This is a genomic window from Sporosarcina sp. Y352 (assembly GCF_056786535.1).
The window spans coordinates 1-10,950 of sequence record NZ_JBXCJE010000025.1; the positions used below are offsets into that span (position 1 = coordinate 1).

General features: G+C 36.3%; 12 protein-coding genes and 1 pseudogene. 7 read left to right on the forward strand and 6 right to left on the reverse strand.

Going from position 1 to position 10,950, the window contains the following annotated elements:
* The first annotated feature begins 153 nt into the window (after positions 1 to 153).
* The 4 genes from AC1TO6_RS20665 (at position 154) to AC1TO6_RS20680 (ending at position 2,422) form a co-directional block, all read left to right on the forward strand.
* Complete coding sequence (locus AC1TO6_RS20665; RefSeq protein ID WP_482103465.1) at positions 154 to 300, forward strand: hypothetical protein; 147 nt, start codon at positions 154 to 156, stop codon at positions 298 to 300.
* A gap of 165 nt (positions 301 to 465) precedes the next feature.
* Positions 466 to 891, forward strand: a complete 426-nt coding sequence (locus AC1TO6_RS20670) for a MarR family winged helix-turn-helix transcriptional regulator (protein WP_482103466.1) — start codon at positions 466 to 468, stop codon at positions 889 to 891.
* Between the two features lie 82 nt (positions 892 to 973).
* Complete coding sequence (locus AC1TO6_RS20675; RefSeq protein WP_482103467.1) at positions 974 to 1,732, forward strand: arylamine N-acetyltransferase family protein; 759 nt, start codon at positions 974 to 976, stop codon at positions 1,730 to 1,732.
* A 462-nt stretch (positions 1,733 to 2,194) separates the two neighbouring features.
* Positions 2,195 to 2,422, forward strand: coding sequence for a hypothetical protein (locus AC1TO6_RS20680; protein ID WP_482103468.1), 228 nt, complete (start codon positions 2,195 to 2,197; stop codon positions 2,420 to 2,422).
* A 267-nt stretch (positions 2,423 to 2,689) separates the two neighbouring features.
* On the opposite strand, the gene pdxR is transcribed toward AC1TO6_RS20680, so the two are convergent.
* Positions 2,690 to 4,078, reverse strand: a complete 1,389-nt coding sequence (gene pdxR / locus AC1TO6_RS20685) for a MocR-like pyridoxine biosynthesis transcription factor PdxR (RefSeq protein ID WP_482103469.1) — start codon at positions 4,076 to 4,078, stop codon at positions 2,690 to 2,692.
* Positions 4,079 to 4,189: 111 nt separating this feature from the next.
* Between pdxR and AC1TO6_RS20690 the strand changes: the two genes are divergently transcribed.
* A complete protein-coding gene (locus tag AC1TO6_RS20690) occupies positions 4,190 to 4,813 on the forward strand; it encodes an FMN-binding negative transcriptional regulator (RefSeq protein ID WP_482103470.1) in 624 nt (207 codons plus the stop codon).
* 272 nt (positions 4,814 to 5,085) lie between these two features.
* On the forward strand, positions 5,086 to 6,306 hold the full coding sequence (locus AC1TO6_RS20695; protein WP_482103471.1) for an MFS transporter: 1,221 nt from the start codon (positions 5,086 to 5,088) through the stop codon (positions 6,304 to 6,306).
* Between the two features lie 166 nt (positions 6,307 to 6,472).
* On the opposite strand, the gene AC1TO6_RS20700 is transcribed toward AC1TO6_RS20695, so the two are convergent.
* The 5 genes and pseudogenes from AC1TO6_RS20700 to AC1TO6_RS20720 form a co-directional block, all read right to left on the reverse strand.
* Positions 6,473 to 6,892, reverse strand: coding sequence for a hypothetical protein (locus AC1TO6_RS20700; protein ID WP_482103472.1), 420 nt, complete (start codon positions 6,890 to 6,892; stop codon positions 6,473 to 6,475).
* A 249-nt stretch (positions 6,893 to 7,141) separates the two neighbouring features.
* Positions 7,142 to 7,263 (reverse strand): annotated as a pseudogene (locus AC1TO6_RS20705) (DUF896 domain-containing protein); the annotation flags it as partial.
* 44 nt (positions 7,264 to 7,307) lie between these two features.
* Positions 7,308 to 8,216 carry an NAD(P)/FAD-dependent oxidoreductase gene (locus AC1TO6_RS20710; RefSeq protein ID WP_482103473.1) on the reverse strand — a complete coding sequence of 303 codons (909 nt, stop codon included), beginning with the start codon at positions 8,214 to 8,216 and terminating at the stop codon, positions 7,308 to 7,310.
* Between the two features lie 95 nt (positions 8,217 to 8,311).
* On the reverse strand, positions 8,312 to 8,713 hold the full coding sequence (locus AC1TO6_RS20715) for an Rrf2 family transcriptional regulator (protein ID WP_482103474.1): 402 nt from the start codon (positions 8,711 to 8,713) through the stop codon (positions 8,312 to 8,314).
* 588 nt (positions 8,714 to 9,301) lie between these two features.
* A complete protein-coding gene (locus AC1TO6_RS20720; protein WP_482103475.1) occupies positions 9,302 to 10,018 on the reverse strand; it encodes a 3-ketoacyl-ACP reductase in 717 nt (238 codons plus the stop codon).
* Between the two features lie 255 nt (positions 10,019 to 10,273).
* On the opposite strand from AC1TO6_RS20720, the gene AC1TO6_RS20725 reads away from it, so the two are divergent.
* A complete protein-coding gene (locus AC1TO6_RS20725) occupies positions 10,274 to 10,654 on the forward strand; it encodes a winged helix-turn-helix transcriptional regulator (RefSeq protein WP_482103476.1) in 381 nt (126 codons plus the stop codon).
* Positions 10,655 to 10,950 lie beyond the last annotated feature (296 nt).

Sequence of the window (10,950 nt, forward strand, 5' to 3'; positions counted from 1 at the left end):
ATTAGTTGGAACGCCGTATGAAGCGAAAGTTTCACGTACGGTGTGAAGTGGGGGAAAAGCTGACGATAACTTCAAAGGCTTACCTATCACTATAATAATCGGATGCCTTTACAGGGCAGCTTTTCTTATTGCGTAACGGAGGTAACTACTTCCGTGAACTGGCGTTATGTTAACCTAAAAAAGTATAGGGAGGTATGGAAAAAGGAGATAAAACAAAAAACGGCATCATTAATGGTCGTATTTGTTACATTAGTCATTGAGGAAGAGTACTTATTGCGGATTTACTATCCTGCTGAATAATAAATCGATATTCTTAAGATGTTATCCCACATAAGTTGACAACTAAATTTGTTTAAGTTACTATACATGCTATAGCATGTATTAGATAAAATTTATAAATTTTGAGTGGTTAAGTGATTTATATGCTATAGCTTTATCTTTTATATTGAGCAATAGAGGTGACATATGAACTTACATGATTCAATTGGACATCGTGTTCATCGTACGGATGTAAAATTAACAAATTATTTTATAAAGCAGTTAAAACCTTACGAGCTGACACCAGAACAATGGGGGATTATGAGTATTCTTGATAACGAAAGAGGCACTACTCAAAAAGAGTTGGCAGCGACTATTTATAAAGATCAAACAACTGTCGTAAGAATGATTCATTCTTTAGAAAAAAAAGGAATTGTTAAGAAGACATTTAATGATGAAGACAAACGTTCACATTATCTTCTCTTAACAAACAAAGGTGAAGATTTAAAAGAAACGCTCCTGCCTATAGTTAAGGATGCTCATAATTTCATTGTAAGAGGTTTGAGTACAGAAGAAATACAACAACTAAAATCACTATTAAACAAATTGTACGAAAATGCTACTGACAAATAAAAATTCCTTATGGACTCATAAGGAAATATAAATAAAGATTAATTAAAATTAATTAAAATACTGACATAGGGGATAAACAAACATGAACATAAAAAACTATTTGGATCGTATTCAAGCTGTAAAGAAAGATAACTTAGATCTTGACTATCTATCGCATCTCCAAAAACAACATGTACTCAACATACACTTTGAAAATTTAGATATTCTTAGCAAAAAATCTCTTTCCTTACTTACAGAAGATCTTTATCAAAAAATTGTACTCGATCAACGCGGAGGTGTGTGTTATGAGTTAAACGGAGTATTTTATCAGCTCCTAAAAAATCTTGGTTTTAAACCTTATCTAATGGCAGGAACGGTATATGTGGGAAGTGGAATTTGGGCGCCTGAAAACGCACATATGTTCATAATCGTTCCACTTGAAAACAAGGAATACTTGGTAGATGTCGGGTTTGGAGGAAATTCTCCACGACTACCTGTTACGATAAGCGGAGAGGAAGTTATAGATAGTGATGGGATCTACCGAGTAACAAGAAACGAAAACGAAGTGATGTTCTATCTACAGAAAAAGACCGACGACGAGTGGGAAACACAATATCGATTTGAAGAAACTTCGAATAAATGGAATTTAGATATTATGCGACCGATATGCGTTCAGACTGAAACATCGCCTGAATCTATGTTTAACAAGATGTATTTTCTTTCTCGAGTTACGGAAGAAGGACGTATCACCCTATTAGGAAACACCTTAATCACTGTCAAAGGTAGAGAAAAAACAAAAGAAAAATTAGAAAACCATAAGATTAATGAAGTAGCTCGTCGCCACTTCCAATTGAATATATAATTGAAAATCAAGGCATTTCTTATTTTAAAGGTAAAAAAATCTTACATGCAAAAAAATATTTTGTTGGGTTGCCCCTAGAAGGTTTCTTCCACTACAAATTAATAGTTAAGCAAAAAAGCCGATTTCCTTAGCGTACGAAATTTGCGTTTTGTTGATGGGACCCCTTCTAGGGGTCCATACAGCATCCAAACTGGAATTAGAGCAGTAGGTGTATTATAGTGCGCTTGAAAAAAATACGAATCTAACTCAATGTAAATATGTTCGATTAGCAATAACAGGCTGCCTTTACAGGGCAGTTTTTTTTATTTAATTATAGGGATAACTGGGGGATGACGACTTCCATGAACTGGCGTTATGTTAACCTGCTGTGTATGGACTATACAAGCCTGTCCAGCGATCGAATCCAGTTTCTTATTGAACTAACGATAGGAAACCTATTTTTTAAAAAGGGGATGAATGTTTTTGAAACTCTTAAAAGCTACAGCAACCTATACGATTACTTTTTTTGTAATAGCATTAGGAATTAAACTTATTTTTGATTTTAAAAGTGTTGCAAGTGTTTTTGAAAAAGGGATTTGGACTGGGTTAGGAATTTCCTTTAGTGCTTTGGTTTTGTTGTTCATAGTTGTTTTAATAATAAATCTTATCAGCAGACTTATTTTCAAGTCTAAGACTTCGAATAATAATTAAGGGCATTGGTTGAATGAGAGAAGATCGTTTTTATATGTCTGAAATAATAGGTAATTGTACTAATAGAGCCGAACGATAGAATAAAGAACATTGAACAGGAGGGGCTTCTTAGAGAGCTCTTTTTTCTTATTGAACTAACGGGGCAGGTTAGTTGAACAAGAAAAATAAAAAGCATTCTATATCTTTTTATTTTTATCATAATTAGGTGATGTACTAAAGTTTGTTAATGTACGGTCCAATACCTTTTCGGTAAAAGGCATAAAGTAATCATATTAGCCCCCCCCAAGCCTCTTTTAAAAGCTTCACGCCTTTTTGAATTTCATCATAGGTAAGATTACTGAATCCAAGTTTAATAATTGCTTCTGCAGGATGGTTTTTTATGACATAGATTGAGGTAGGATAGACTTTTACCCCATAAATGGAAGCACGCTCGATTAACCATTCTTCTGAACGATTTAGATGTACCTTAACTAAGACGTACAAACCAGACTGTTCCCCAATAATGGATATACTTTGTTCGAAGTGTTTTTTTAATTCTGAAACTATACACTGCATTTTTCGCTTATACACAAGTCGCATTCGTTTAATATGGCGATTCCATTCCCCCTCTTCCATAAATTTAGCCATTGTAAGCTGGCTTAGGAGTGATGAGGTACTCTCGAAATGAAGGAATTGGTTTTTATAACGATTTAATACTAACTCTGGCAGCACCATATAACATAGGCGGATTCCTGGAAGAAAGGACTTTGAGAAATTCCCTAGGTAAATGACTCTTGTTGAATCGATGGATGCAAGTGCTGGAAATGGTTGTTTAGTATAGCGAAATTCACTATCATAATCGTCTTCGATAATAAATCCATTATTGTTGTTAGCCCAATGAATAAGCATTTGCCTTTCCTGAATGGACATACTTACACCTAGTGGACTTTGATGGGAGGGGGTTACATAGATTAACTTTGACCTCAATTTTTCTAATTCTGAAAAATTAGCCCCTGTCTCATAAACTGGTAAAGTCTCAATCGTGAAACGATGAAATCGAAAAGCTTCCATTGCTCCATCATAACCTGGATCCTCTATAATAATGCCAGCATGATCATCCTTCAGAATTTGTCCAAGATAAATTAACATTTGTTGGGTACTACTGCCGATTATAATCGCATTTGGATCTGTTTTCACTCCGCGGGATTGGAATAAATAAGCGGCGATTTGCTCACGCAAGCATACTTCACCAAAGGGTTTCCCGTATCGAAAGCTCTCCCGTAATGTTAAAACTTGATTTGATATTCTTCTCCAAATTTTCAGGGGAAAATTGGTTTGATCCACGGCCCCTGCACTGAAATCAATTTCGACTGGCGTTACCGTCTCTTTATGCTTTTTATGAGGTGGGATGAAAGTATCTTGAAATAAAACCGGCTCTAATTCATTTACAAAATACCCTTTTCTCGCTTCTCCGCGGATATAACCTTCCGCTACAAGCTGCTCATATGCCATCAATGTGGTATTGCGACTGATTTGAAGGGACTCTGCAAGTTGGCGAATGGATGGCAATGGATCATTAGGATGTAAGTCGCCACGCTTAATAAAAGACTTAAACTTCTCGTATATTTGCTTGTATTTGGGGGAATCATCCTTCAAAACAAAAATAGTATTTTTCATTTACAACCATCCTGACATGTTCATTTGTTTATAATTGTACCTTTTTATATGTCAATTTGTCTAGTATACTTATATAGAGAAATTATAAAACCATAAAGGGGTTTTTCAAACATGTTTATTCCTAAATATTATAAAGTCACGGACATGGATGAAGTCAAAGAGTTTATTCAAAAAAACTCTTTTGGAACCATCGTCACAACAAAACAAGGGAAACCAATTGCCACTCATATACCTTTGGAGTTTAGAAAAAAAGGCGATGAATATTATATTACAGGACATATGGCCTATGGGAATCCTCAATGGAGAACATTTGAAACGTGTGAGAACGCACTTGTTATGTACCAGGGACCGGATGCGTATATTTCTTCTTCATGGTATGGTGATGAAAATGTTCCAACATGGAATTATCAAGCCGTTCATGTATATGGCAAACCGATTATTTTAGAGCAAGAAGAGTTAAAACAAGACCTGATTATGTTACTAGAAAAATATGAAAAACATCGGAAAAATCCAATTTATTGGGACAAGCTTTCGCCTGAGCTATTGGAAAGGGAACTTAAAGGTATTGTGGGATTTAAGATTAAAGTACAAGAAGTTCAAGCCGCTTATAAATTAAGCCAAAATCGAAATGAGGAAGATTACCGCAACATCATTGACCAACTACAGAAGGAAGAAGATCTGAATTCTCATCAATTGGCAGAAGCGATGAAGGAAAATAAAAATAAGGGAAATTGAGAGGTCGGTTTGTGAAGATTTTCACTTAAACGGGTGCTTTAGTTAAACAATCGGCTGTCTTTACATGCGTCTTCTTCGTATTGAGTGATGGAGTTAAATACTTTTCAATCAAATATAATGTTACGATTTCGCACGAATAAAACCACCTTTACTTGTACGCCGTTCACCATACCAATCACATCAATACCTTGTTCTACAATAGAATTAATCAATGGTTGCTGAGTAAACCAGTCAATTAGAAAAATGAAAAATAGGAAGGCTGATTAGATTAGATGAGAAAAAAGAATAACGAACAAGTTCTAGCTAAAAATCAAAAAAGGGGGGGCAGTGCATGGATTGCAATCGCGGCTATTATTCTTGTATCAATTAGTTTACGTCCTGGAATTATTTCTATGGGGCCTATTTCGACTCTTATTCAAGACGATTTTAATTTTTCATATTCAACGTCTTCGATGCTGATTACGATACCTGATTTATTAATGGGGCTTTTAGCTTTGCCTACCCCATGGCTTGCCCGTCGCTATGGTCGAAATACGGTTATCCTTTATGCTTTATTACTGCTTACTTTATCTACTCTAGGTCGCGCATTTTCTCCCAATACATTTACACTACTTTCAACAACAGTAGGTGTAGGTGCTGGTATCGCAATCGTTGGTACGTTAATAGGTGGTTTCATAAAACTGAAATTCCCTAAAAAAGCAGCATTACTAATGGGGATTTATACCTTCTCACTTTCACTAGGTACTGCACTCGCGGCAGGTACAACAGGAATCATCGCTTCAAATGCAGATAGCGGATGGCGCATAGCATCTGGTATTTGGGCTTTGCCCGGTGTTTTAGCTATCATTGCTTGGATTGTGATAACCCTTCAAGGACGCAAAGATAGTCCTGGTTCACAAGAAGTTTCCGAAAAGAGCGTGCCAATTCCATATAAAAACCGAACAGCATGGATGATTGCTCTGTATTTTGGATGTACGAATCTCCTTTTTTACGCCATCATAGCATGGGTCTCGCCGATGTATCAAGAACAAGAAAATTCGGTTTCAGTTGCAGGATTTATACTGTTAACTTTCACCGTCGTATTTATGCTAGCTAACCCTGTATTTGGTGCACTTAGTAAATCACTTGACCGCCGTGGCTGGTTAGCTGCATCTTCCATACTCGCTATAGTAGGTTTGATACTCATTGCTATCTGGCCAAATGCAGCTCCATTTATATTTATATCTATATTTGCTTTTGGCCTTGGTGGTGCTTTTACTCTAAGTATGACCTTGCCACTAGATAATACGAAAACGGTAGAAGAATCAAACGTCTGGAACGGATTTGTTTTAACTGTTGGGTATCTGATTGCTGCGACAGGACCATTTTTAGTAGGATTTATGCGAGATCTCTCTGGAGACTTCGGTACTTCGATATGGTTCCTTGTAGGTATAACAGTTCTTATGCTTATCTTGACACCTTTTCTTAAACCGAATGATCGTTCCTTACAATAGTTTTTTCTCGTGGAGTGATGGATTTGAAAACTTCCGAATCTAACACAATAGAAATATGTTCGATTCGCGAAAATTCTCCCTTTTATTTAGAAAGGGAGAATTTTTTATCTATTGTAGGTGTCATAACTTAATTCATGATGCTACGTGTCTGAAATACAAGTAACTATCATTGTTTATGCAAATTAAATGACTCGCTTTTCCCGTCCCATTTTACAGTTACCTTAACTACTTCTGTTTTGGAAAATAAGCTTTTATTAGCTCCAATCCCGATGCTTTCAATAGTTCCTTTTTCTCCGATAGGAGCATCAGTTGAAGTACCTGCTAATAAACTTTCGGCTACTATTTTTCCAGCAGCTGTTTCAAATGTACATAAAACTCGCCCAAGAGAATCAAGATCTTGACCTTTATATTTCAATTTTCCTGCCTGGGCTATTTCTCCATCCGTAATTGCTGCTGTAAAAGTGCCGGACCAATGTTCACTCTCTCCTTGAAAGCTGGTCGCTTTAGCTGCCGTAAATTCCTTAGCTGAAACAGATAAGCCAAAAATCAGTGAAGCGAAGAGAAGTAAAGTCAGAGTTGCATTCAATTTTTTTATGAGTATCCACCTCCTTTATGATAATTCAGGCTTAGTATGTTCAATATAGTATAAAATACAAGGTCTAAAAAAACGAAAAGTAAAGTCTGTCGAATCTAACACAATGCAAATATGTTAGATTTAATAAAAATCTCTCTAAAGTAACAGCCCTTTATTTCTTCGGGCTGTTACTTTTTTAATATCGAAATTCGTTCGCATGAAAGAAGAAAAGAGTAGGATCAATCCATAAACGGACTTGTCCTACTCTTTTAATCTATCTAATACAGCACGTAATTTTTCAGGTGTCACGTCATTTCCAAGTGGATCAAGTACGGTTAATCCTGAAAAACTTGTCCACGGATTTCACGTAAGTAATCTTGTTTGCAAAACAGTTTGTTCAACGATTGCAGAGTAATCTTCCCTATCTTTAGAAACGTTCCATTGTTAAATCCGTATTCACAGAAAATGCAGCTTTACTACCATCAGCGGCAGCAGATAGTAAAGACGAGGGTTCTGCTTTTTCTGTCTCTCCAGCAATATAAATATTCTTGACAGATGTACGGCCCAAACCATCCGTTACAGCCGCTCCCAATTCAGTTAACTCGCAGCCTATTTGTTCAACAAATTTGTTTGGACGATAAGAAGAAGATACGACAAATCCGCCTGTTCTAGCAATGATCTCCCCTGACTCAAACTCAACCTGTTGTAAATAGCCATCCTCCCCGTGTAATTTTAGGATAGGTTCTGTCATCACCTTAATACCCCGTTGTTTTAATTGTTCGATATCTACTGCAGACATTTTATTTCCATTCGTTGCAACGACCAAATCCTTTGACCAATTGTACAGAAGTTTAGCCATATAAGGCGCGTGACCTTCTTTTTCAGCGATGATAATTAAAGGTTTGTCCCGAAGTTCCCACCCATCACAATACGGGCAACTAAAGAGACTTTTCCCGTAATATGTTTTAATAGCTGGAATGGATGGAAAAACTTCTTGAACCCCTGTAGCCAAAATGATTTTTTCTGTAAGATGTTCTTTCCCATCCTTTGTCTTGACCATAAAAAACTCACTACTAGGTTCTTTTATAATTTCTGTTACCGTAGTTTTAATAATAGATACGGAAGAATATTTTTTCACTTCATCGAAACCTAGGTCTTTAAATTCCTGAGGTTTAATGCCATCTCGTGTAATAAAACCATGTGTCTCTTGCGTAACCCTATTTCTGTTTGTTCCATCATCCAATACTGCTATTTTTCTTCTTGCTCGACCTAACGTTAAGCTAGCACTTAAACCAGCTGGTCCAGCCCCAATAATCATACAGTCAAAAATAGTCATTTTCTTCATCCCTTCTTTTTAAGTAAATATTATTCGCTTTTAATTAAAGACACCATATACCTTTAAAGTCTCTAATGTAGTTAAAAAACAACGGTTTAAAGAGTCTCCGTCATTTTCTTTGAAAGATCCCCTATTGTTTGATTGAGTAATTCTTGCTCCATTTTTTCTTCTGCAGAAACCATAACCTTTTGAATTAAGCATTCAGGATTGTGATTTAGGCAGCAATCAAATAAAGAAGTTGATCCTTCTATGGCATGAATAATTTCTAAGAACGAAATAGCTTCCCAATTCGGTTTTAACTTATAGCCACCATTGGCCCCTGATATCGAATCAATCATGCCTGCCTTGACTAGTTTTGTTAAAATCTTAGACAAGTACGTAGGCGAAACCCCTTGAACCTCAGCCAATTGTTGGACGCCAATACGCTTTTCAGAAGCAACCGAAGTTAGATAGATTATCGTATGAAGTGCATAATTCGTCGCTTTAGAATATTTCAAATCGCTAAACCACCTCAAATATAGACTTTAAGTATCTATGATACCTTTTAAATTTCCGAGCGTCAACTATATTGAGTTCGGACTCATCACCCTGAAAATATTGATTTATCTATATAATTTCGCCTGAGTACAACACCAAAGAAAGATTCCACTTCATTAAATTCTTCTGTTACATGGCAGTTTTTTCTTATTGAGTGATGGAGTTAAATACTTTCGAATCTAACACAATCCAAATATGTTAGATTGGAAAAGAAGGCTCCCTTTTTTTTATAAAAGGGGCAGGATCGGTTCTTTGGGGATGGAGCTAATCGAGTTTCTTGTTCAACTAACGGGGCAGGTTAGTTGAAGAGTGTTGTTTAACTTGTGTTCAACAATCGGGCCGTTTAATTGAGTAACAGGTTGCAAAAAAAACACTTTTTTAAAAAATTTTCTTCTTACTACACAAATGTCATTAATACCAATGCTCCTCGTGATGCCGTTCATGTGATAGTCGGGTTGGCAGTACCACCATTAGAGCTTTTTATTCTAAAAAAGGAAAACGCTATCCAAAATACATCGGATAGCGTCTTGATATTTCGAATAGGTCTATTAAGGGTTCGTCGACCAAAGTCCTGCATGTTTTAATACAACACGTGGATGAAGTTTTAGCTGTGCAACCATTAATTCTGCTAAATCTTCTGCTTGCATCACTTTTTCTGGATTACCGTCTGTTAAGTTTAGCTCAACAGCCATATCAGTCGCAACCGTACTTGGCGTTAACGTTGTAACGCGAATATTTTTCTTACGCACTTCAAGCATTAATGACTCACTTAGTCCAATAACTGCAGCTTTTGAAGCCGCGTATGCACTTGTAATTGGTGCACCTTTTTGACCAGCTGTTGATGAGATGTTAATGATGTCGCCTGTGTTGCGCTCTATCATTTCTGGTAATACCGCACGTGTTGTGTAGTACACACCTTTTACGTTGACATCGATAATATTTGTCCATTCTTCAGGCGTTAAGTCCATGAAGCTACCGAATTTTGCAATGCCAGCATTATTTACTAAAATATCGATTGCACCAAGCTCGCCACGAATCGATTCAACCGCTGCTGTGATAGAATCTAAATCCGCTACATTCGCTGCAGCGATTGCTACCTTCACGTCATATTGTTTAAGTTCCTCTGCAACTTGTTGTAAATTTTCAAGCGTACGTCCAACAAGACCTACGTGAATACCTTCCTGCGCAAAAGCTATTGCTGTTGCACGTCCAATTCCACGCCCTGCTCCTGTAATTAATGCCACTTTCCCTGTGATTGTTTGCATGTTTTTTGCTCCTTTAGATAAGATAGTTTTATTATTGACGAAATAAAGTGTATTATACTAAAAAAATTAATACTTGAGTAAGGTGCGTTTGATAAAACCGTTCTGATGGTATAATTAATTACGCTGTTTTACTCGGAAATGATTTGTCTTTAAGACTAACTTCATTCTACCTACAGTTTTCTCTATTGTGAAGAACGCACTTTTTTGTGCGGAGGTTACCAAACGGTTACTACTATAAGTAAGGAGTAAATGTCCATGTCAGATACATTAAGAAAAGAGATCCAAGAAAGAATATTAAATCAAGATTATCATTGTGAAAAAGAACTTACCTTATCGATTATTAGCGGGAAATGGAAAGTTGTTATTTTGTGGCATTTAGGTGTAGAAGGGACACATCGATTCAGCGAACTTCAAAAGCTTTTCCCGGAAATATCCCATAAAGTATTATCAAATCAATTACGTGACCTGATAGAAGATGGAATTGTTCATAGAGAAGTGATTCCAGAAGTTCCTCCGAAAGTCGAATATTCAATGACTGAACTTGGGATGACGTTATTACCAATCGTTGAGATGATGTATGAATGGGGAAAAAAACGAATAGATCAAATTAAACAAGAAGAAAATTATTTAGAATAATGGAAAAACTAAAACATTAAGAAGATATAAATTGCTTGTTCTAGCAGAAAAAGTAATATTGAATATAAAAAAGATGTTTTGTTGTATAAAAAATCTCGGACTTATTCTTTACTTATGTTAAAAGGGCAGAAAGAAAATTAAGGTTTATCTTGTTCCATAATCGGTCGCGATTGTTTAATAAGCGTCTCTGTTCTTATTAAACTAACGGGTGCTTTAGTTGGTGCGAAACGTTCCTGATTCAAATGAAATGTGGTCACACAATTTCGGTAAAGGTCAGGCAGTTTCAGGTTTCTGGA

What these genes read in the sequence shown, in the direction of transcription:
- AC1TO6_RS20670 (WP_482103466.1), top strand. Translation starts at nt 466, where the DNA reads ATGAACTTACATGATTCAATTGGACATCGTGTTCATCGTACGGATGTA.
- AC1TO6_RS20675 (WP_482103467.1), top strand. Translation starts at nt 974, where the DNA reads ATGAACATAAAAAACTATTTGGATCGTATTCAAGCTGTAAAGAAAGAT.
- pdxR (WP_482103469.1), bottom strand. Translation starts at nt 4,078, where the DNA reads ATGAAAAATACTATTTTTGTTTTGAAGGATGATTCCCCCAAATACAAG.
- AC1TO6_RS20690 (WP_482103470.1), top strand. Translation starts at nt 4,190, where the DNA reads ATGTTTATTCCTAAATATTATAAAGTCACGGACATGGATGAAGTCAAA.
- AC1TO6_RS20695 (WP_482103471.1), top strand. Translation starts at nt 5,086, where the DNA reads ATGAGAAAAAAGAATAACGAACAAGTTCTAGCTAAAAATCAAAAAAGG.
- AC1TO6_RS20710 (WP_482103473.1), bottom strand. Translation starts at nt 8,216, where the DNA reads ATGACTATTTTTGACTGTATGATTATTGGGGCTGGACCAGCTGGTTTA.
- AC1TO6_RS20720 (WP_482103475.1), bottom strand. Translation starts at nt 10,018, where the DNA reads ATGCAAACAATCACAGGGAAAGTGGCATTAATTACAGGAGCAGGGCGT.
- AC1TO6_RS20725 (WP_482103476.1), top strand. Translation starts at nt 10,274, where the DNA reads ATGTCAGATACATTAAGAAAAGAGATCCAAGAAAGAATATTAAATCAA.